20 protein-coding genes, 2 tRNA genes and 1 pseudogene are annotated in these 22,752 nt (G+C 29.2%); 15 read left to right on the top strand and 8 right to left on the bottom strand.

The annotated features are described in order from the left end of the window. From ABNK64_RS09665 to ABNK64_RS09730, 14 genes are all read left to right on the top strand, one after another. Positions 1 to 75 (top strand) — tRNA-Gln (locus tag ABNK64_RS09665). 100 nt (positions 76 to 175) lie between these two features. After that, entirely contained in the window at positions 176 to 1,291 is a 1,116-nt protein-coding gene (locus ABNK64_RS09670) for an aminopeptidase (protein ID WP_349764228.1), read from the top strand. 13 nt (positions 1,292 to 1,304) lie between these two features. Next, the gene (locus ABNK64_RS09675) at positions 1,305 to 3,116 is read left to right on the top strand and encodes a bifunctional glycosyltransferase family 4 protein/polysaccharide deacetylase (protein ID WP_349764229.1); all 1,812 of its coding nucleotides are present in this window, start codon (positions 1,305 to 1,307) and stop codon (positions 3,114 to 3,116) included. 11 nt (positions 3,117 to 3,127) lie between these two features. Further along, complete coding sequence (locus ABNK64_RS09680; RefSeq protein WP_349764230.1) at positions 3,128 to 3,901, top strand: type III pantothenate kinase; 774 nt, start codon at positions 3,128 to 3,130, stop codon at positions 3,899 to 3,901. Positions 3,902 to 4,110: 209 nt separating this feature from the next. Further along, a complete protein-coding gene (locus tag ABNK64_RS09685; protein WP_005884840.1) occupies positions 4,111 to 4,311 on the top strand; it encodes a cold-shock protein in 201 nt (66 codons plus the stop codon). A gap of 66 nt (positions 4,312 to 4,377) precedes the next feature. Next, on the top strand, positions 4,378 to 4,542 hold the full coding sequence (locus ABNK64_RS09690) for a hypothetical protein (RefSeq protein ID WP_349764231.1): 165 nt from the start codon (positions 4,378 to 4,380) through the stop codon (positions 4,540 to 4,542). A gap of 5 nt (positions 4,543 to 4,547) precedes the next feature. Beyond that, a tRNA-Leu gene (locus tag ABNK64_RS09695) sits at positions 4,548 to 4,634 on the top strand. A 136-nt stretch (positions 4,635 to 4,770) separates the two neighbouring features. Continuing rightward, positions 4,771 to 6,435, top strand: a complete 1,665-nt coding sequence (locus tag ABNK64_RS09700) for an aryl-sulfate sulfotransferase (protein WP_349764232.1) — start codon at positions 4,771 to 4,773, stop codon at positions 6,433 to 6,435. A 17-nt stretch (positions 6,436 to 6,452) separates the two neighbouring features. Continuing rightward, the gene (locus tag ABNK64_RS09705) at positions 6,453 to 7,709 is read left to right on the top strand and encodes an exopolysaccharide biosynthesis polyprenyl glycosylphosphotransferase (RefSeq protein ID WP_349764233.1); all 1,257 of its coding nucleotides are present in this window, start codon (positions 6,453 to 6,455) and stop codon (positions 7,707 to 7,709) included. 2 nt (positions 7,710 to 7,711) lie between these two features. After that, complete coding sequence (locus tag ABNK64_RS09710; RefSeq protein ID WP_349764234.1) at positions 7,712 to 8,503, top strand: glycosyltransferase family 2 protein; 792 nt, start codon at positions 7,712 to 7,714, stop codon at positions 8,501 to 8,503. Continuing rightward, entirely contained in the window at positions 8,500 to 9,588 is a 1,089-nt protein-coding gene (locus ABNK64_RS09715) for a glycosyltransferase (protein WP_349764235.1), read from the top strand. Before ABNK64_RS09710 ends, ABNK64_RS09715 begins: the two co-directional genes overlap by 4 nt. Next, a complete protein-coding gene (locus ABNK64_RS09720; RefSeq protein ID WP_300341397.1) occupies positions 9,585 to 10,769 on the top strand; it encodes an EpsG family protein in 1,185 nt (394 codons plus the stop codon). The genes ABNK64_RS09715 and ABNK64_RS09720 overlap by 4 nt, the downstream gene beginning before the upstream one ends. 11 nt (positions 10,770 to 10,780) lie before the next feature. After that, entirely contained in the window at positions 10,781 to 11,887 is a 1,107-nt protein-coding gene (locus ABNK64_RS09725; RefSeq protein ID WP_291255573.1) for a glycosyltransferase family 4 protein, read from the top strand. A gap of 10 nt (positions 11,888 to 11,897) precedes the next feature. Further along, complete coding sequence (locus ABNK64_RS09730; protein ID WP_291255574.1) at positions 11,898 to 12,887, top strand: glycosyltransferase; 990 nt, start codon at positions 11,898 to 11,900, stop codon at positions 12,885 to 12,887. A gap of 90 nt (positions 12,888 to 12,977) precedes the next feature. Here ABNK64_RS09730 and ABNK64_RS09735 read toward each other — a convergent pair whose 3' ends face one another. The 3 genes from ABNK64_RS09735 to pepV form a co-directional block, all read right to left on the bottom strand. Next, positions 12,978 to 13,853, bottom strand: a complete 876-nt coding sequence (locus ABNK64_RS09735) for a pyridoxamine kinase (protein ID WP_291255575.1) — start codon at positions 13,851 to 13,853, stop codon at positions 12,978 to 12,980. A 65-nt stretch (positions 13,854 to 13,918) separates the two neighbouring features. Continuing rightward, entirely contained in the window at positions 13,919 to 14,410 is a 492-nt protein-coding gene (locus ABNK64_RS09740) for a toxin-antitoxin system YwqK family antitoxin (RefSeq protein ID WP_349764236.1), read from the bottom strand. 69 nt (positions 14,411 to 14,479) lie between these two features. After that, the gene (pepV, locus tag ABNK64_RS09745) at positions 14,480 to 15,862 is read right to left on the bottom strand and encodes a dipeptidase PepV (RefSeq protein ID WP_349764237.1); all 1,383 of its coding nucleotides are present in this window, start codon (positions 15,860 to 15,862) and stop codon (positions 14,480 to 14,482) included. 269 nt (positions 15,863 to 16,131) lie between these two features. Here pepV and ABNK64_RS09750 point away from each other — a divergent pair, with 269 nt between their 5' ends. Continuing rightward, positions 16,132 to 17,295, top strand: coding sequence for an IS110 family RNA-guided transposase (locus ABNK64_RS09750; protein ID WP_349764238.1), 1,164 nt, complete (start codon positions 16,132 to 16,134; stop codon positions 17,293 to 17,295). A gap of 228 nt (positions 17,296 to 17,523) precedes the next feature. Here ABNK64_RS09750 and ABNK64_RS09755 read toward each other — a convergent pair. From ABNK64_RS09755 to ABNK64_RS09775, 5 genes and pseudogenes are all read right to left on the bottom strand, one after another. Beyond that, positions 17,524 to 18,778 (bottom strand): annotated as a pseudogene (locus ABNK64_RS09755) (IS256 family transposase). 250 nt (positions 18,779 to 19,028) lie between these two features. Next, positions 19,029 to 19,700, bottom strand: a complete 672-nt coding sequence (locus tag ABNK64_RS09760; RefSeq protein ID WP_349764239.1) for a hypothetical protein — start codon at positions 19,698 to 19,700, stop codon at positions 19,029 to 19,031. Positions 19,701 to 19,793: 93 nt separating this feature from the next. Continuing rightward, positions 19,794 to 20,219, bottom strand: a complete 426-nt coding sequence (locus tag ABNK64_RS09765; RefSeq protein WP_349764240.1) for a GNAT family N-acetyltransferase — start codon at positions 20,217 to 20,219, stop codon at positions 19,794 to 19,796. Positions 20,220 to 20,226: 7 nt separating this feature from the next. After that, positions 20,227 to 21,183, bottom strand: a complete 957-nt coding sequence (locus ABNK64_RS09770) for a KamA family radical SAM protein (RefSeq protein ID WP_349764241.1) — start codon at positions 21,181 to 21,183, stop codon at positions 20,227 to 20,229. Next, a complete protein-coding gene (locus ABNK64_RS09775; protein ID WP_349764242.1) occupies positions 21,176 to 22,669 on the bottom strand; it encodes a B12-binding domain-containing radical SAM protein in 1,494 nt (497 codons plus the stop codon). Before ABNK64_RS09775 ends, ABNK64_RS09770 begins: the two co-directional genes overlap by 8 nt. Positions 22,670 to 22,752 lie beyond the last annotated feature (83 nt).

Below are 22,752 nucleotides of genomic sequence, written 5' to 3' on the forward strand. Positions count from 1 at the left end.
TGGGGTGTCGCCAAGCGGTAAGGCAACGGACTTTGACTCCGTCATGCGTTGGTTCGAATCCAGCCACCCCAGCCATTTGATAACTACCACTTAATTCAAATTAAGTGGTTTTTTTTATTTCATTTTTAAAAAAATATATGCTATAATGAAAAAAAATATATTGAGGTGGTTTTTTATGGATAACAGAATTTTACAACTTGCAAAAAACTTAGTTTCTCACTCTTGTAGAGTTGAAAAAGGAGAGCGTGTTCTCATAGAGATCTTTGGAGATGCTCCTAAAAATCTAGCAAAAGCTCTAGTTAAAGAGGTAACTAATGTTGGTGGACTACCCTTTGTAACATTAAAAGATCAATCTATTACTAGAGAGCTTATTAAAAACTCTACTAAAGAACAGATTGAATTGATGGCTAAGTATGAATTAGAAAGAATGAAAGATATGGATTGCTATATTGGTATTAGAGGAAGCGAAAACACTGCTGAATTATCTGATGTTGCAGATGATAAGATGAGACTTTACTCTGATTGCTTCTCAATGCCTGTACACTTAAAAGAGAGAGTTAATAATACTAAATGGGTAGTTTTAAGATACCCAAACAACTCTATGGCTCAACTTGCAAATACATCTTTAGAGAGTTTTGAAGACTTCTATTTTGATGTTTGTTGCTTAGATTACTCTAAAATGGAAAAGGCTATGGATTCTCTATCTCAACTTTTGGAGAAATCTGATAAAGTTAGAATAACTGGTCCAGGTACAGATATCTCTTTCTCTATTAAAGATATACCTAATGTTAAGTGTTTTGGTCGTAGAAATATTCCTGATGGGGAGGTTTATACAGCTCCTATCAGAAATAGTGTAAATGGAGTTATATCTTACAATACACCGTCTGTATATGAGGGATTTACTTTTGAAAATATAGTATTTGAGTTTAAAGATGGAAAGATTATAAAAGCTACTTCTAATAATACAGAAAAGTTAAATGAGATTTTAAATTCTGATGAAGGAGCTAGATATATTGGAGAGTTTGCTTTTGGAGTGAACCCATATATTCTAAAACCTATGAAAGATACATTGTTTGATGAAAAGATTTCTGGAAGTATACACTTCACTCCTGGTCAAGCTTATAAACTAGCTGATAACGGAAACAAATCTAATATTCACTGGGATCTAGTTCTTATCCAAAGACCTGAATTTGGTGGTGGAGAGATTTGGATAGATGATATTTTAGTTAGAAAAGATGGAATTTTTGTATTAGAAGAATTAAAAGTTCTAAATCCTGAAAATTTAAAATAATTCGGAGGAGATTATGAATATACTTATGGCTCTCTCTCAGCTTGAAGTGACGGGAGCAGAGGTTTATGGTGTTACATTGAGTGATGAACTTATAAAGAGAGGAAATAAAGTTATAATTGTTTCTGACACCCTTACAAAGAAAACTCAAGCTAAATATATAAAGCTTGAATTTAATAAAAGAGGTTTATCTCAAAGAATAAAACAGGTTCAAACTCTACTTAAAATTATAAAAGATAATGATATTCAAGTTGTTCATGCACACTCAAGAGCTTCCTCATGGAGCTGTGAGATAGCTTGTAAAATAGCTGGTATTCCACTAATTACTACAGTACATGGAAGACAACCAGTACATCTTAGTAGAAAAATATTCAAAGCTTTTGGAGATAAGAGTTTAACAGTTTGTGAAAATATAAAAAAACATCTCATAGATGAATTGGGAGTAAAGAGCAGTAAAATCGAGATTCTTAGAAATCCTATTGAAACAGCTAAATATCCATTTAATTATTGTGATACCTTTGAGAAAGAGGAGAGAACTGTATCTATAATTGGAAGATTATCTGGTCCTAAGGGTGAAGTTGCCTTCAAAGCTCTAGAGATTTTACAAGATATTCCAAATATCACAACTCAAGTTATTGGTGGAAAAGATATTCCTAACAAATTTCAAAAGTTTTTAAATAATGATAGAATTAAATTTTTAGGTTATGTTGATGATATACCTGAAAAAATTAAAGGTTCTGATATTGTTATTGGTGCAGGAAGAGTTGGAGTGGAGAGTATTCTTTCTGGAAAACCTCTAATAGCTATTGGAGAAGCACAATACGTTGGATTGGTTAAGGAAGATAATATATCTCAAGCTTTAGAATCAAATTTTGGGGATATTAACTTTAAAAATATAAGTGAATTCCATTGGGATAAGCTAAGAAAAAATATTGAAGAGAGTGTTCTGCTATCTAAAGAACAACTTTTAAGCCTTAGAGATAGTATTATCTCTGAATTTGATTTGAATGCAATCATTGATAGAATTGAGAAACTATATGCTAAGACTTATGTTATTAGAAAAAAATATGAGATACCTGTTGTTATGTACCATAGAGTAATAAGAGATAAAAGTGAAGGTGGAGTACACGGAATCTATGTTACAGAGAGTGATTTTGAAAAACAACTTCAATACTTAAAAGATAATAACTATGAAGTTATAACTTTTAAAGATCTCTTAGGCAATAGATACAAAGAGCGTTTTAATTCAGGGAAAAAACAGATTATTCTCACTTTTGATGATGGTTACGTGGACAACTATAAATATGCTTTCCCACTCCTTAAAAAATATGATTTTAGATGTGTTATCTATCTGCTCTCTGATTTAGATTATAATAGATGGGATGTAGATGTAAAAGATAATCCAGAACATAGATTTGAGCTTATGAATTTAGAGATGATAAAAGAGATGGACAAATATGGTATAGAGTTTGGGGGACATACTAAAACTCATCCGAAATTGGCAACTATCCCTATTGAAACTGCTCAAGTTGAGATTTTTGAATCTAAGGAGATATTGGAGAAAAGGCTGGGGCATAAACTGATATCATTTGCCTATCCTTATGGTAATCTCAATGAAGAGGTTAAAGAGATAGTTAAAGATGCTGGTTATGAGTTTGCTGTGGCAACTGATTCAGGAGATATTTCATTTTCAGAGGATCTTTTCCAAATTAGAAGAATTGGATTTTTCTCTACAAATAACTTCTTTACATTCAAAAGAAAAGTATCTGGAAGATATAATTTCATAAAAATAAAGAGAGAAGAAAAAGAAAAAAGAAAGAAAATTTAAGGCGGTGTATAATGTTAATTACTGTTGATATTGGAAATACTCATATCGTTACTGGTCTATTTGATGAAGATGGAAAATTACTTCTAACTTTTAGAGTATCTACTAATGATAGACTTACTGAAGATGAATATTTTTCATATTTTAGAAACATTTCAAAATTTAATGGGGTAGAGATTAAAAGAGTGAGTGGAATTATCATCTCATCTGTTGTTCCTAATCTGATTACAATCTTTCAATTCTTTGGAAGAAAGTATTTCAATATAGAACCTATGATAGTTAATTTGGAGAAAAAACTTCCATTTTCTTTTGCTAAAAATATGAACCCTACAGGTTTTGGTGCAGATAGAATAATTGATATAGTTCAAGCTTTGGCTGATTATCCAGATAAAAATCTTATCATTATCGATTTAGGAACTGCTACTACCTTTGATGTTTTAAAGAAAAATGTATATATTGGTGGAGCTATTCTTCCAGGGATTGAGATGAGTATCAACGCCCTTTGTGGAAATACAGCTAAACTTCCTAAAGTTAAATTCACCACTCCAGAGTGTGCTTTAGGTTCTGATACAATTTCACAAATTCAATCAGGAATATTCTATGGTTATGCTGGGCAAGTAAAACATATTATCAAGAAAATTAAAGAGGAAGTAGGAGAGGAGTGCTTTGTTGTTGCAACAGGTGGTCTTGGAAAACTACTCTCTGCAGAGATTGATGAAATTGATGTATATGAAGCTGATTTGAGTATAAAAGGACTTCATTCTATATACCTTGCCAATAAAAAATAAGTTGAAAATTGCAGTAGCTCTTTTTTCTTCAGAAAAAACTTCTTGTATTAATTACTATTTAATGGTATAATGATTGTATAGAAAACTGATTTGATAAATTAAACACTAACTTTTTTTCACGTTTCAAAAGCAAATAATCACGTTTCAAAAATTTTAGCGTTTGTTTTTTCTATTTTGGTTTTATCTAAAATTTTTGGAGGTGCATTTTAATGCTAAAAGGAACTGTAAAATGGTTTAACAAAGACAAAGGATTCGGATTTATTTCTGGAGAAGATGGAAACGATTATTTCGTACACTACTCTAACATAAACGCTAAAGGATTCAGATCATTAGAAGAAGGACAAGCAGTATCATTTGAAGTAACTGAAGGAGCTAAAGGTCCAGTTGCTTCTAACGTAACAGTAGCTTAATTTATTAAAAGTAATTCAGGGTGCTGAAGAGTACCCTGTTTTTATCTGAAAATTGGAGAAAATATTATGAATAAACTGAGAGAAAAAAGACTCCATTGGTTAGTAAATACATTAGTTAAACTATTTTTATTTCCATTACTTATTGTAGGACTTTTATTGAGGTTATATGATAAGATTTTCAAAAAAGATAAGAAAAAGAAAAAAAGAGTGTTATATAATTTATGGTATTAGAATATGCATGGGTGGCGGAATGGTAGACGCGCAAGGTTGAGGTCCTTGTAGGTAGTTCTCCTGTGAGAGTTCAAGTCTCTTCTCATGCACCATTTTAACAACTAAGAGGGTAAATATATCCTCTTTTATTTTTTTTATATATAAAAAAATTTAAAGCAAAGTATTTAAAAATATGATACAATAGAAAACAAGAAATATAAACTTAATTTTAATTTTAAAGGAGAAAACATGAAGCTGACTAAAAAAGAAAAAATCATTATTATTTGTTCACTAGCAGTAATCTGTTTGAGTCTTTATACATCTAGTAAAAAGGATAGTTTAATAGATGGGTTAGCAAATAGTCAGATTTTTTCAAAATCTTATCAAGAAAGTAGAAAAAAAAGATTTGAAAAGGAGATAGATAGAAAATTAACTAGTGACACTCTAGTTAAATACATCAAAAAACTCTCTCTTCAAAAGCTTGAAATTGTAAATAATTTATTGAATGATGAAGCCTTAGTACAAGTACTAAATACCAAAGATAAAGAAGATTACAGCTCTGCAAAATACTTTTCCAATGATATATCTTACAAAGAAGCTTCCTCTATGTACAGTGCAAGTAAAGGGTTTAGAGAATTAAGTCTACTCTCTGAAAATATAAAAAATTATTTAGATAACAGTTTCCCTAATTTTGATTACAACTCAATTGTTGATAACGAGGGAAAAGTTCCTAAATTAATTACTGCAAAGGATAAAATTTTAAAACTTACACCTAATAAAGAGCTAAAATCTATAATTACACAACTAGATAAGGAACAATTAGATAAACTAAACTCTATTGTTAACAACAATGGTGGTATGATTGAGTTTTTAAATTTAAATGATAAATTTGTAACTGAAGTTAAAGAGAACTGTCACAACTTACTAACTCGTGGGCTTCCTATGGAATCTCTAGAGAAATTAGTTTCATTAAGTAAGAGAATAGATGAACTTTCCAATCTTGATGAAAGATTTAAAGCATTTATCTCTCAAAATTTTGAAGGAGTAGATTTTAAAAAAATCTATCTTTATGGTGAGTTCTATCTAACTGATAAAAATAGTAACGTTGAGTTAGAAAAGGAGTATAGAAAAAAAATATATACATTTAATGATCCTTTCATTAAATTAAACCCTTATGGAAGAACTCCACTTACAGCCCTTATAAAAATTGAGCCTACTGAGGCTAATAAAAAGGTTAAAGTTTTAGTTAGAGGACAGTTTGACAGTGAAAACTACTCATACACTACAACTATAAATGAATTAGGTGAATTTCCTGTAGTTGGTTTATATCCTAAATGTGAAAATAAAGTTAAAATAACTTTGGAAAACGGCAAAGAAAAAGATATAACTATCACAACAGGAAAACTAGATGATATTCTTCCTGCTATAGTCATTGAGAAAAAGATCCCTAGTAAGATGGAGAGTGGAATGAACTTAGTTTCATTTAATACCAAAGAGAAGGCTCTACCATTTGTATTTGATATCAATGGAAATATTAGATATGTACTGGATATCTCTTCTACTATGAATAAAGCTTATGTAGGAAAAGAGAGTAATGAGTGGATAGTAGCCAATGATAAGGCTGTGTTTACCTTTGATATTTTAGGAAAGATTTTAAGTACTAGAGATCCAGAATATTATGCTGAGAATGAGAACTGGAAAAATGGTGTATTATTTAGAGAGATACAGTATTTACCTAAGCTCAATAATCAGTTAGCTGTTTATGGTTTCAGTGATAAAGTTTATCCAAGTGGTGTTTTTTCAGAACTAGGAATTGATAGTAAACAGGAGCTATTTAAAGCTAGACTTTATTTTGATAAGAATAGTTTTGAAGAGAACAACATACTATCTGGTAGAAGAATAGAACTTTTTTAGTGGAGTAGGAGATAAAAATGGAACAAGAAAAAGGAATGACTTTAAATACGATATATATTTTAATATTAGGTAGCATTTTTTATTTAGAAAAATACATCTTTATATCACGTGAAAATCTATTCTCTCTTTACTCTATGATAGGTTTTTTCATTCTTATGTTAAGTGCATATGTCACTGATAACATGAAATTTCAAAGATATAAGGATAAATTTATCAATTTTATTTTGATTGCTATTGTAGATGTTATCTGTTTTATGATCTGGTTTTTTTATAGCTGGGATCTATCTTTAATCCCATATATGCTCATCTTTATAGCATCACAAATATTATTGACTGTACTTATCAGTATAGCTGTTTTCAAGATTAAGAATGTTACTATCTATGGTGAAGGTGAGATGAAAAGGAGAGTTGTTGATAGTATTGAACACTTTCCTGACTATAGATATATTGATTTCAAAGAGAGTGATGATCTTGTAAAATTTACAAAAGAGAATGATATATCTTTAATTATTCTTTGTAAGGAGAAGTTAGAGAGCAATGAGATTAGAGATATCCTCTCTCTTAAATTAGGTGGTATTGAGGTTAAAAGCTATTTCGATTATATGATTGAAAATGAAGGTAAGATTGAAGTTGAATTCATAGATGAAGAGTGGTTACTACAAGCTTATGGTTTTAAAATCTTACGTAGTCAAATTCAAAATAATATAAAGAGATTATTTGATATTATTATGGCTATTATTATTGGAATAATGGCTCTTCCTGTTATGATCATTGCTGCTATTATAGTTAGACTTGAGAGTCCTGGTCCTGTAATATATAGTCAAGATAGAGTGGGAGAGAACGGAAAAGAGTTCAAAGTTCACAAATTCAGAAGTATGAGAAATGATGCTGAAAAAGATGGAGCTAAATGGGCTCAAGTTAATGACCCTAGGGTTACTAAATTTGGTAATTTTATGAGAAAAACAAGAATTGATGAGTTACCTCAACTTGTCAATGTCTTTAAGGGACAGATGAGTTTTATTGGACCAAGACCAGAAAGAATGGTTTTCATCAAGGAATTAGAAAAAGAGATTCCATACTACAATTTAAGACACATGGTTAAGCCTGGGCTTACTGGTTGGGCTCAAGTTATGTATCCATATGGTGCTAGTGTTGAAGATGCTAGAAAAAAATTGGAATACGATCTTTACTATATTAAGCATCACAGTCTTTATTTAGATTTAATAATTATGTTTATGACATTTAAAACTGTTGTATTTGGAAAAGGAAGATAATTATGTTAACAATTTTTACCCCTGTATATAATAGAGAAGATACACTTGAAAGACTATTTAATAGCTTACTTAAACAAACATGTAAAGAGTTTCAATGGGTGATTATAAATGATGGCTCTACTGATAACAGTGAAAAACTTATAAAAGAGTTTATCCAAAACTCTCCCTTTGAAGTCATCTACAAATATGTAGAGAATGGTGGAAAGATGCGAGCTATCAATGAGGGTGTAGCTATAGCAACTGGTGAGTACTTTTTTATAGTGGATAGTGATGACTATATTTCTGAAGATTGTGTTGAAAAGATCTTATCCTATGGAAAGGAGCTTCCCTCTAATCTAGGGGGAATGATCTTTAGAAAGATCAATCTCCTAACTAATGAGATCACTGGAAAACCCTTTCCTAAACATATTCTTGATTCATCACCTATTGAGATTGTCTATAAGTTGGGAATAGATGGAGATAAAGCAGAGGTATTCCGAACTGCACTCTTAAAAGAATATCCATTTCAAGTACATACTGGGGAAAAGTTTATTCCAGAGGCAATTATCTGGATAAAAATTGGTGAAAAATATAAGATGAGATACATTGATGAAGGAATTTACTATTTTGAGTATCTTGAAACAGGTTATACTAATAACTTTAAAAGATTGCTACAAAATAATCCAAAAGGATTTGCTGATTACTACAAATTTATGTTATCTCATCATATTCCACTAAAAAATAGATTAAAGTTTTTTATTCGTTATATACAGTGTATATACTATAATCTGATCAATAAAGGAGGCAAGCTTTGAAAATACTTCATATAATAACATCTTTGGAACTTGGTGGAGCAGAAAAACTTCTTACTGATCTAGTTCCCTTTCAACAGAATAAAGGGCATTTTGTCAAAGTTTTAATACTTAGTGATAAGGGGGCTGTTTTTAAAAAGGCTCTCGAAAATAAAGGGGTTGAGGTTCTAGTATGTAAAAGTAACTCCATTAAATCTTTTAAAAATATCTTTCATATTCTTAGAGAGGTAAAGAGAGAAAACTATGATATTGTCCATACTCATTTAGTACATGCTCAATATTGGACAAGACTAGCTAAACTTTTTGATACTAAGAAGAGAAAATATATCACAACTGAGCATAGTACCTCAAATAGGAGAAGAGAGTCTAAACTTATGCAGTTTATTGACAAATTTATATTTAAAGGCTTTGATAAAATTGTGAGTATCTCTGAAGCTACTGAAAAAAGTTTAAAAGAGTGGTTAGAGATATCTGATGATAGATTTGAAATAATATATAATGGAATTGATCCTACAGAGTTTAGAAACTCACTACCATATGAAAAGATTGAGTTGGGAGTTAAAAATGAGGACTATCTTCTAATGATGGTCTCAAGATTCCATGAATCAAAAAATCAAAAGGGAGTTATTGAGGCTCTAAAATGGTTACCTGTTAAGTATAAACTTGTTCTTGTAGGTGATGGAAAACTTGAGAATGATGTAAAAGAGTATTGTGAGAAAAATAATCTTTCAAATAGAGTTAAATTTTTAGGCTTGAGAAGAGATATTCCAAAATTACTAAAAACTGCTGATATCGTTATTCAATACTCTTTCTTTGAAGGGTTTGGAATAACTGCAGTAGAGGCTATGGCTTCTGGAAAACCTGTTATAGCTAGTGATGTTCCAGGTTTGAGACAAGTGGTTGAGAATGCTGGTTATCTAGTGAGTATAGATGATTCAAAAGAGTTGGCTAAGGCTATTTTAGCTCTTAGAGTTGAAAATAATTATGAAATAATAAGTAAAAAATGTTTAGAAAAAAGTGAAAACTATACTATTGAATCTTGTGCTAATAATTATTTAGCACTTTATAAAAAGGAGATAGAGAGATGATAGCTTATTTTGGAATACTGTTATTTTTAGGTGTTGGTGTCACAATAGAACAAATTAATCACAATAAAAGGTGGAGAGAAAATTACTTTATATTTTCTCTTCTCCTTTTAATTTTATTTTTTGGATTGAGAGGATATATAGGTTATGACTGGTTTTCATATAAGCCTAACTTTGACAATGTCCAAAATATTATGGAGATTATCAAAGGAGATAGGAGATCTCTTGCTACTGGTTATGAGATTGGATTTCAAATATATAATTCACTTATAAAATCTTTTACACAAAACTATTTTATATACAATCTAATTAACTCAGTAGTTGATATATCTATTTTGTATATTGTTATCAAAAGATACTCTAAATTTCAATTACTTACTCTCCTACTATTTTTTGGAGTCTATGGAGTTGCTTTAGAGATTGATATGATTAGAAATTTTAAAAGTATTCTACTCTTTTTACTCTCTATTGAGTATATTGAAAAGAGAAACTTTCCTCTATTTTTACTTTTTAATATAGTTGGAATACTCTTTCATATTAGTTCAATTCTATACATACCTATGTATTTTATTCTAAATATTAAATGGAATAGAAATCTTATTTTATTTCTATTTATTTTAGGTAATATCTACTATATCTCAAATACAAGGATATTTTTAACTGTTATAAAAAACTACTATAACTATCTACCAGCTGGAATAGGTACAAGGTTAAATGGTTATTTTAATATCATTCCTTTAGATTTTCCACTAGGATTTTCTCTCTATTATTTTGAAAGAGTAGCTCTCTTTTTATTAGCTTGGTTAGTATCAGATAGTTTAAAAAATAAGAGATATGGAAATATTATGTTAAACTCTATGTATATTTCAATATTTTTCTTTCTATATTTTTCCGAGTTTTCTATAATTTCAATGAGATTTAGTCTACTCTTCATCTACTCATATTGGTTTATTATACCTATGTTTTTAGAGATATTACCAAAATTACCAATAGTTATCTTTGCTCTTCTATTGGCAATATTTAGATTAAACAACCAAATTAATTTTATTGGAAGTCGTGAAGTCTACTCCTATCAAAATATCTTATTCAACGCTAAGGATTTGAATACTCAGCTTGAAAAAGTTAAGTCTGCTAGTCAATTTAAGAGCCTTGGTCACGGAAAAGAGATTTCACTACTATTTTAAGGAGATAATTTATGAAAATAATGTTTGTCGCTAACTATATGTGGGATATCTACATATTTAGAGCTGGAGTTTTAAGAGCTTTGGTAGAAGCTGGTCATGAAGTGGTAGCTGTAGCCCCTGATGATGGTAGAATTGATCTAGAAAAAGCTATTCCAGGTTTGAGAACAATTTCTATTAAACTTAATAAAAGGGGAATAAACCCAATTGAAGATATTAAACTTATTAAAGATCTATATCTATTATATAAAAAAGAGAAACCTGATCTTATCTTTCACTATACTATTAAACCTAATATCTATGGAAGTATTGCTGCAAAACTTTCTAAATGTAACTCTATTGCAATATTGACTGGTTTAGGATATTCATTTGTACAAAAAAGTTTAGTTTCAAAGATAGCTGTATCTCTCTATAAGTTTAGTTTGAGATTTTCTAAAGAGATATGGGTACTCAATAGAGATGATAAGGATACTCTTATCTCTAAAGGAATAGGCTCTGAAAATAAAATATTTATCCTTCCTGGAGAGGGAATTGATTGCGATAGATTCAAACCTTTAAAAAAGGATAGAGATGATCAAAAGGTAGTATTTCTCATGGTGGCTCGTGCTTTTATTGATAAAGGATTTAAGGAGTATGAAGAGAGTGCTAGAAGAATTAGAGCTAAGTATGGAGATCAAGTTGAATTTTGGTATTTAGGAGCTTTAGGAGAGAATGCTGTCTCTGGAATTACTAAGGAGTATATGGACTCTCTCGTTCATGAAGGAACTCTCAATTATTTGGGAATCACTGATAAGCCTGAATTGATAATAAAAGAGTGTGATGCTATTGTCCTTCCCTCTTATAGAGAGGGAATCTCTAAAACTTTACTTGAAGGAGCTGCTATGGGAAAAGCTATTATTGCTTCTAATGTAACTGGTTGTAAAGAGATTGTTGATGATAATATCTCTGGCTATCTTGCTCAAGTAAAAAATGTAGATGAGCTTGTTGAAAAAATGGAAAAATTCATCTCTTTAACAGCTGATGAAAGAGATAAAATGGGACTTTTAGGAAGAGAAAAAGTACTTCGTGAATTTGATGAAAAAATAATTATTGATATTTACAAAGAAAAGATAAAATTATAAGGAGAGTATGATGGATTTAAGTATTATAGTTCCCATATATAATGTTGAGGAGTATTTAGCAGAGTGCTTGAAGAGTTTATATAAGATAAGTACTCTAAAATATGAGGTCATCTTAGTCAATGATGGGTCTAAAGATAATAGTTTTAAGATTATGGAAGAGTTTAAAAATCTATATCCTAATAAAACCGTAATAGTTAACAAGGAAAATGGTGGACTCTCTTCAGCTAGAAATGCTGGTCTTAAAGTTGCTAGAGGAAGATATATCTCTTTTATTGATAGTGATGATTTCATAGATACTGATGAGTTTGAGAAATTTGTTATTGAGGGAATTAAGGGAAGATTGGATATTGTTGTAGGTAATATGAGATACTATATTCCTGGAAAAATAGGTGAACCTCTATTTAGATCCAAAAAAATTAAGGATTTAGAAACTACTGATGGAGTAAATTTCCTATGGAATCTATTCCAAGCACCTAAATGTTACAGAGAAGAGGTTGTTGATGATATATATAGAAGGGATTTTCTACTGAAAAACAATCTTTTCTTTAATGAGGAGATTGTTCATGAAGATAGTGAATTTACAACTCTAGCCTATCTTAGAGCAAAAAAAGTAAAATATATTGATAAGGCTTTCTACTTCTATCGTCAAAGAGAGGGTAGTATAATGAATAAAGTTTCTGAAAAAAGCATTGTCTCTCTTGAAAAAATCTGTGAAAAACTTTTCTTAGAGTGTAAAAATATAGAGAGTAAAAATGGAAAAGAGGTTTTAGCTGACCTAATCCTTAGCTTTTACTCTACAGTTGTATATAAAAGATACAATGGTAATAATGATTATCAAAGAGTTTATAAAAGATACAAAGAGCTGTATAAAGAGTTAAAAAAATATACTAAAGCTAATTTTGAACAGAAGTTGCTCTCTTTCTCTATCTTTATTCCAAACACTCTTAGAAAACTTTTAGGTAAAGAGATCAGTAATGTACAGAAAGTTCCAAAATTTTAAATAATATTATAAAAAGAAGTTGATTAACTAGAGCTCATAAGTATTCACTACTAGCTAAGTTAATCTAACTTCTCTCTAAAATTTCTATAATTACTTTAACATCTCGTAGTTAGTGGCAACCATTGGGACTTTTAAAATATCTAACATTCTTTCTAAAAGTACACCCTCTTTACTTGGATAATTAAATCCATAACTTGCCATAATACACTGTGTTATAAACTGTACTCCTCTTTCCATGGCTATTGGTAAACTATCACCCTGTAATAAACTTCCTATTACCACACTTGTATATGCGTCTCCTGTTCCTGGGTAAGATGCTGGAATATATTTACAACTCACTCTCCAAAATAGATCATTCTCTCTATCATATGCCACTACACTTGTCTTTTCACTATTTGTTGTATCTGGAACACTTGTTGCTATAACTATTTTAGGTCCCATCTCTGACAACTCTTTTATATATTTTTTTATTTTTTCCTCAGTTATGCTCTCTTTATAATCCTTACCTAGTAGATACATAACCTCAGTGAAGTTTGGAGTGATTATATCAGCTTTTTTTATTAAGCTTCTCATTCCATTTACCATCTCTTCACCCATAGTCTTATACAGTTTACCATCATCTCCCATCACAGGATCTACAACTGTAAATTTTGCCTTTTTCCCAAAATAATCAATGAAATCTTTTACTATCTCAATCTGTTTAGGTGAGCCTAAAAAACCTGAATATATACAATCAAACTCCAAGTCCAATTTTTTCCAATGGTTTATATGCTCCTGCATATACTCAGTTAAATCTATAAAACTATACCCTTCAAATCCTCCAGTATGTGTTGATAATATTGCTGTTGGTACTGGACATACCTGAACTTTCATATTTGATAAGATCGGGATTATTGTAGTAAGAGATGCTCTTCCATATCCTGATAGGTCGTGTATTGCTGCTACTTTTTTCACTAGATGCTCCATTTTTCCACCTCACTTTTATTTTCATATATAATCTAACATATTTCTCATTTTTAATCAACCTTAGATTAATCTATCTCTCTTTCTCTCACTATATTTCCCTCTATATCATACCACTTCCAACTTCCTACCATATTGTTTTCTCTATAATTTCCTATCATCTCAAGCTTTCCATTCTCATAATATCTTCTCTTTTCTCCATCTAACTTTCCATTTTTATAGTTTTCTACTACTAACCTCTGCCCGTTGATAGAGTAACTTCTACTCTCACCATCCAATTTCCCACACAGATAGTGAGCCTCTGTTTTAATTAAACCATTAGAATAATATGTAGTTTTTTCCCCATCTAACTGATTTTTTTTATAACTACTTTTTGAAATTACTATCTCATTCTCATATATAGAGGAAATTCCATCTAACATATCATCTTTATACTCCAAGCTTTCAATTAACTTTCCCTCTTTATATTTCCTCAATACTCCCTGTTTCCAATTATTTTCATCTAAATAGTATTCATAGGTAAAACCTCTAATCTCTTCAACTACTCTCTTTATACTCATTCTATCTCCTTATAAAGAAAAGAGGAAATTTCCCTAAGGTGATTTCCTCTTTAATTTTTTATTAATCTCTTATTTAGCTAATTGATAGATAGCCTCTACATATATTTTTAGAAGAGTATCTATTTTATCTACCTCAAGATATTCATTTTTCTGATGCATATTATCTACTTGTGATGATAACAGTGCTCCAAAAGCTACTCCATTAGTTACACTTCTTGCATATGTACCTCCACCAATTGCTATTGGTTGGCTCTCTACATCTCCTGTAACATCTTTGTAGACATTCATAAGTGTTGAAACTAGGAAACTATCCTTAGCCACATATAGAGGAGCTGTATCTCCTGCTAATTCCACTTCCATAAATTTAGATGCTCTTTCCTTTATGATCTCAATAACCTTTTTATTCTCTACTTTAACAGGACATCTTATATCTATACATATCTCTAGAATTCCATCTTTAAGAGTAGTTTTTCCTATGTTTAAGGTTAACTTTCCACTCTCTTCATCTTCAAAATTCACTCCTAAAGATTTTCCATCTATATCCATCTTGATACAAGTATTAAAAAATTCTACTAATGATCTAAACTCTTCATTTTTAACTTTAACTTCTCTTAAAAATTCAAATAAAGCAGAGACAGAGTTATAACCTAAGTATGGTTTTGAAGCATGTGCTGATTTACCATAAGAGTTGATATGGTAATTTCCATCTTTCTCCTCACACTCTATCTTATACTCTCTACTTTCATTGTATGCTACTAAGCTCTCTGCCACTCCCTCTAAATAATCTACAGGTATAGTTAATTCACATCTTTCTGGTACAGAGTTAAATGCATTTCCTCCACTCAATGAAACATTAGCTAATGTTGAGTAGTTATTTTTTAATCTCACACGTACAATCCCCTTCTCAGCAAATGTAACAGGGAAGTTTGAATCTGGTGTAAAAGCTAGTGTTGGTTGTGGCATTTTTAAAGTTCCAAAATAGTGTTCCATACACTTACTTCCACTCTCTTCATTAGCTCCTAATATCATTCTTACTCTTTTATTTAATTTTACTCCTGAATCTTTTATAGCTTTCATTGCATATAGGCAGATAGTTGAAGGTCCTTTGTCATCTAAAGTACCTCTTCCATAGATTCTTCCATCTACTAGAGCTCCACTATATGGTGGGTAATCCCAACCTTCTCCCTCTGGAACTACATCAACGTGTCCTAATATTCCTAAGACCTCTTCTCCCTCTCCAAACTCAATTGTTGCAACATAGTTATCATAGTTAATAACTTCAAAGCCCATATCTTTTCCTAACTCAACAAAATAGTTTAAAGCTTTTGCTGGTCCCTCTCCAAATGGCATTCCTTCCTTTGCCTCTTCCATTACACTCTTAATTTGAATAGCTCCTTGAATGCTCTTTATAACATCATCTTTGTATACTAATACTTTCTCTTGTAAACTCATTTTTCCCTTGTATGATATAAATATAAAACTTATACCATACTCCTCCTTTCCAATTGATTATATTTTTAGTTTTATATTATAATTAAAATATAACTGTGGACTTTTTATTTTTCCATATAGCTTTGACTATTTGAAAGGAGCATATTGCCACTGTTTTATTTTAATTGTTTATCGGTTGGATAAGTTCTCAAACTTTTATTTCACGCAAGTCTATGAGAATAAAACAAGGTGGATATCGCAGTTTTTATTTATTTCTTTGAGGTGATTTTATGATTTTTGTCGGTATTGATATCGCTAAGAAAAAACATTTTGCTGCTGCTATGGATTCTAATGGTCAAATTCTTTTTGAACCATTTTCATTCAACAATGATATTCAAGGATTCTCTTTATTAAATTCTAAAATTAAAGATTTTAACAAAGAAAAAATTATCATTGGAATGGAATCTACTGCACATTATGCTGAAAATCTTATATTTTTTCTTTTTAATTTAGGATACAAACTTGCTATCATTAATCCTATTCAAACTTCTAATATCAGGAAAACTAATATTAGAAAAACAAAAACTCATAAAGTTGATACTTATCTTATTATTAAAACTTTGATGTTTAACAACGTTAGATACTTAACTTCATATGATATTAAAACCCTTGAGTTAAAAACTTTTTGTAGAGCTAGAAGGAAACTTGTTCAAGCTTGTGCTTCAGTAAAAATCCAATTGAATACATATATAGATCAGCTTTTTCCTGAATTACATGATATTTTTAAATCTGGTATTCATACAAAGTCTTGTTATCAATTACTGAAGGAATTTACTACCCCTAAAGCCATTTCAAAAGCTCATTTTACTCGCCTTACAGGGTTATTATCTAAAGCTTCAAAAGGTCATTATGGTAAAGATGATGCTAAAAGACTTAAAGAGATAGCAAAATCCTCAGTAGGCATTGAAAACAATGCCTTGGTTCTGAGAGTCATTCACGCTATTAGACAAATAGAGTTATTAACTCTCCAAATTTCTGAGATTGAATCTTCGATTGAAAGCTCAATGAAAGAAATCAATTCAGTTGTAAAAACTATCCCTGGTGTAGGTAGTTTAAATGGTGCTATGATCATTAGCGAAATAGGAGATATCAATCGTTTTGACAGCCCTTGTAAACTACTAGCTTACGCAGGATTAGATCCAAGCGTAGTACAATCAGGAAATTTTACAGCAAGAAGCACAAGAATGTCTAAAAGAGGTTCTCCAACGCTAAGATATGCCTTAATAAATGCAGCATTTAATGTAAGCTTGAACAATGAAACATTTAAAAAATACTACAATTTAAAAATATCTCAAGGAAAAAGCCACTTTAATGCATTAGGGCATACAGCCCACAAATTAGTAAGAGTACTCTTCAAATTATTAAAAGAAAATATTGAATTTAAAGTATCTTAAGCTAAACAGTCAATACTTTACCAAAGTTATCAGGAATGATAGCTTGTTAAAGTACGTCAAAATTAAAAGAAAAACATTTAGATTTATCTTTTAAAATTTGGAGTGTGTGAAATTATTTCTGTAAATTATACTCTTTCTATGATAAAACATTTTATAATTATAATATAATAATTTTATTTATTTAAGTCAAGGATAAATTTTTTTATCCTTGATTTTTCTATTTATTCTTTAGTTCTCTTCCCCTAAAAGTCTATCCTCATACATTATTTGGAGCTCTCCATATATTTTCCCCCAGTTCCTTAAATTTGATGTCCATTTCTTTATCGCTTCAAAGGTTGCTAAATATAATGCCTTTAATAATGATGTATCACTTGGAAATACGCTTCTCTGACTATTTAAACGACGATATATGCTATTTAGACTTTCTATTGCGTTTGTTGTATATATTACCTTTCTTACTTCCATTGAAAACTTAAATATTGGACTTATCGCATCCCAATTTTTACTCCAACTTTTCATTGAATTTGGATATATTTTTTCCCATTTCTTTCCCATTTCTCTGTTACTTTTTCTAAATTTTCTAGTGCTATTTGTTCTGAAGGAGCTTGATAAATACTTTTTAAATCATTTGCGAACTCCTTTCTATCTTTGTAAGAAACATATTTTAATGTATTACGTACCTGATGAACTATACAACGTTGATACTCTGTTTTAGGGAAAGCTATAGCAATTGATTCTTTCATTCCTGATAGTCCATCCGCACAAAGTATTAATATATCTTTAACTCCTCTATTTTTTAAACTATTAAAAACTCCAAGCCAATACTTACTGCTTTCATTCTCTCCAATTTCAATTGACAATACGTCTTTCTTTCCTTCTTCATTGATACCAAGAATTATATAGGCAGCTTTTTTCTTAATAATTCCATTATCTCTAACAGAAAAACGAACAGCATCAACAAAGACAATAGGATATACACTAGAAAGTGGTCTTTGTTTCCATTCTTCAATTTTAGGAAGTAATTTGTCAGTAATATTAGAAACTAAACCTTCACTAACTTCAAAACCATAAATATCTTCAACTTGCTCAGAAATTTGACGCGTAGTCATCCCTTTAGCATACATAGAAATTATTTTATCCTCAATAGAAGAAATATCTTTTTGACGTTTTTTCACAATCTGTGGTTCAAAAGTTCCTTCTCTATCTTGAGGAACTTCAATTTCAGTTTCGCCATATTTACTAAGAATAGTTTTAGATTTTCTTCCATTACGAGCGTTAGGCTTTCAGAACGTTCATAAGGAGTATATCCAAGATGTTGAGTCATTTCAGCTTCAAGCATTTCTTGGATAGTTCCCCCAAGTAAATCTTTTAAAGCATCTTGTATATCTTGAGCAGATTTAATATCATATTCATTAATTAAAGCAGAGATGATATTTCTTTTCCCTTGAGTAAGCTTGGTAGTATTTCTTCTTTTTCTTTCCATAAAAATAGCCTCCTATGATATATTTAGATTTTATCATAGAAAGCTATTAAAAAGAAATATTTATTTAATTTACAGAAATTTCTCTACACTCTCCCAAAAAGACAACAATAAAAAAATGCCAAAAAAGTTACAAAATCTCTTGCCGTTTACAGCTACTTTTATAATTTTCTTTTTATCAGAAATAATATCAGAAATTTCGCATATTAGTTCATATCCTCTACCAGAAATAAATGAAGGCATTACAGGTAGATTAAGCTCGTATTTCATTTCCAACATTCTGCATTTTTGTTCTATATTTCCTTGCCAAAAGTAATTCGTTAACATTTTCTAATTCTCCTTTTTGTTTTATTTTATATACATTATTATTTCCATCTATTTTTAATATATAGTTTTTAACTTGTACATAATAGTTATTATTCTTTTTTATACTTCCTTTTTTATTTTTTATTTTAATATTTTCTTCAATTGTACTTAATTTATCAATGTAGTTATCTATTTTAATATCGCTAACACTCATTTCCACATCTGAAACTTCATTCAATATTTTTAATAATTCTTTTTCATTAGTTACTAAATAGAATAGTATTTTGGAAACGTACCTATTATATGTAGAAATACCAATTAAATTAGTAATATAATAAAAATCATTTCTTAATGCTCTATATTCATTTATTTCACTAACTGTTTTCCATTCTTCAGTAAAAGGTTTAAAAAATTCTATGATTCCATATCTTGTCAAAATCATTCTTGGCAATGAATTTACATTATCATAAATAAATTTTAATCCTTTTAATTCACAATATTCTTTTAAAAGTTTCTTAAAATCAGGTGTTACTCCAGCATCTATATATCTGCTTATAGCATTTAATTCTTTTTTCATTTCAAATCTTAAATCTTCTAATTGTTTTTCTTGTTCTGTCATTTTATTCCTCCAAATAAAAAACTGTACACTATATCTTGGGTGACTAAGATATAGTGTACAGTACATTATAGTATTAATTTTTTTGTTTTTAATTTATAAAGTTTTACTAAATAATAAAAATTCTACATCATCATTTTTAAAGTTAGAATGTCTAATCATATTAATTGATGAAATATTATTTTTTCTTATTAACCCTGTAATTATTTTTTTCCCTTGCTCTCTAACTATTTTTTCTGCATACTTTACTAATTCACTTCCTATTCCAACATTTCTAAACTCTTCAATTACTCCAATTAAATCAATCCAAGCCCCATCATAATGTAAATTTGCAACATATAAAATTCCTATATATGCTATTGGCTTTTCATCTTTATATTTTATAAATAATTCATATTTATTATTTTTTTTTATTCTTTCACAAAGCTCATCTATATTGCAATCTATATCATTGAATGATTTGCTATCTATAAAAAAAATATCTTCCATCATTTTTCTTGAGTTATCAAATTTTTTTATCATTTTCTACCTACTTTCTATTATCAGTATCTGGATATTTGTGATCATTTCCTTTATAATCTGTTATTATAGTATTTCCTTTTTCATCTTTCTTATAATAAATTGGTCCTAATGGAACTTTTCCAAAACCTTTTGGAATGTCCAATACATATGTTGGCCAACAAATTCCAGAAACATGTCCTCTAATTTTTTTCAATATTTCTTGTCCTTCTTTAATGCTTGTTCTAAAATGATATGTTCCTGGTACTAAGTCACAATGATGTAAATAATATGGTTTTACTCTATTTTCTATTAATTTTTTAAAAAGTTTTTCTAAAGTTTTACTATCATCATTAATTCCTTTTAACAATGCACTTTGACTTAAAAGCACAATTCCATTATCTGATAATTCGTTTAATTTTAAGCTTACCTCTTCTGTAATTTCATCATAATGATTACAATGAATAACTAAATAAATAGGTTTATATTTAGAAATTATTTTTATCATTTCTTCATCTATAAAATCAGGTTGAACTATAATAGCTCTTGTATGTATTCTTATCACTTTTATATGTGGTATTTCATGTATTTTTTCTAAAATATACTTTAATTTAGTTTTAGAAGTTAATAATGGCTCTCCTCCAGTCAATATAACTTCCCATAATTCTTTGTGCTCACGAAAATAATTTATAGCTACATCTATTTCTTCAAAAGTTAGTTCAGCTTCTTTTTCTGGTAATTTCCATTTTCTAAAACAAAATCTACATTGCACTAAGCAATCTTTTCTTGGTATAAACAATGCACGATCATTATATCTATGAATAACACCATTACACTTTGTATATCTTTCATCACCTATTGGATCTTGTTCTTCTTCTCCACTGATAATATATTCTTTTTCATCTAAACAAAATTGTTTTTTTATAGCATCACTTAAAACCATATTTCTTTTTATAAAAGGGGTAACCTTTGAATAAAGTTTATTCATATTCTTCCTCCTTATTATTACGTTTTTTATATTCATTAGCTGCAGCCATTAATGCATATTGCCACAAAGCATATATATGGTCTTCCGATAAATGTTCAGTACTTATAGCTGGAATACTATATCCTAACTCATCTGAATTCATCCAATATTCAGAAAAATTAGTATGGTTTATTACAAATCCATAATTTTCTGGATTATTCCATATAGGTGAACCTGGATAAGGAACTGGAACTCCTATATGAGATACTTCTGTTAAATTGTTTTTTATAAAATAACATATTCTATCAATTGTTTTATTTGCTGTTTCAAAAGTTTCATTACCTAATCCTATAATCCAATAAGTAATTGGATCTATCCCAGCTTTTCTAATTAATCTACATTGTTCTTCTGTTGAATCAAATTTTATAGGTTTTCCCATAATATCTAAATTTGTTTGTGTTCCATTTTCAACTCCTAAACCAACTTGTGCACATCCAGCATTCTTCATTAACTTTAAATCTTCTTCAGTCAATTTTCCTACAGTAGTTTGACACCACCATTTTATATGTGTTAGTTTTCTTTTTATAAGTTCATTACAAATAATATGTCCATATTCTTTATTTGACATAAAAGTTAAATCTCCAAAACAATAAAAATCAATTTTATATTTATTATAGGTATATTCAATTTCATCTACAACTTTAATTGGATCTCTAAAAACGATTTTATAATCATCATAAGCTTTTTTATAAAAAGTATCACAAGAACAAAAAGCACAACTAAAAGGACAACCTTTGTTTGAAAAAAATCTAGGAACTAATGGTAATGATTCTTCGCACATTAAGTCGTAAGCAGGATATGGCAACTCATCTAAATTTAAGTGATAATTACTTTTCTTTCCTGTTTTTATAATATTTCTATTGCTATCTTTAAAAATAATTCCTTTTACTTCTTTAAAACTATTATATTCTGGATAAATTGCTAATAGTTCTAATATAGTTTGATTTCCTTCTCCTAACATAATTAAATCAACTTCATTATTTTTAATAAATTCATCAGAAAATAATGTTGGATGCATTCCTCCAAATGCTACAATAGAATCTTTATTTATCTTTTTTATTATTCTTGCTATATCTAAAGCATTTTTTGATGCCACTGTTATTGTAGATATTGCAAAAATTTTAGCTTTTTTATTTTTTAAAGAATTATAAATATCTTCTAATGTAATTAATCTATTTTCCGTTTTTCTTAAAAACATATCATAAGCTTGAAAATCTAATACATCTACTGAATAACCTGATTTAATTATAGATGCTGCCAAACTAAAAAGTCCGTGATTTACTTCATTTGGTAAATCTCCAAGAGGTTCTTGATTCTTCATAGATTTCCAGTATTCTCTAACAATTTTATTTTGTTTTTCTTCAAGTATTTTCATTAAAAAATTTGGTTGAATTAAAATAACATCATGTTCAGATTGTGAGAATAAGATTTCTTTAATTTTTCTCATATTTTCCTTGTATGATATAAATATAAAACTTATACCATACTCCTCCTTTCCAATTGATTATATTTTTAGTTTTATATTATAAT

Origin of the sequence: Fusobacterium sp. SYSU M8D902 (assembly GCF_040199715.1) — a bacterium.
In the GTDB taxonomy this organism is placed as follows: Bacteria; Fusobacteriota; Fusobacteriia; order Fusobacteriales; family Fusobacteriaceae; genus Fusobacterium_A.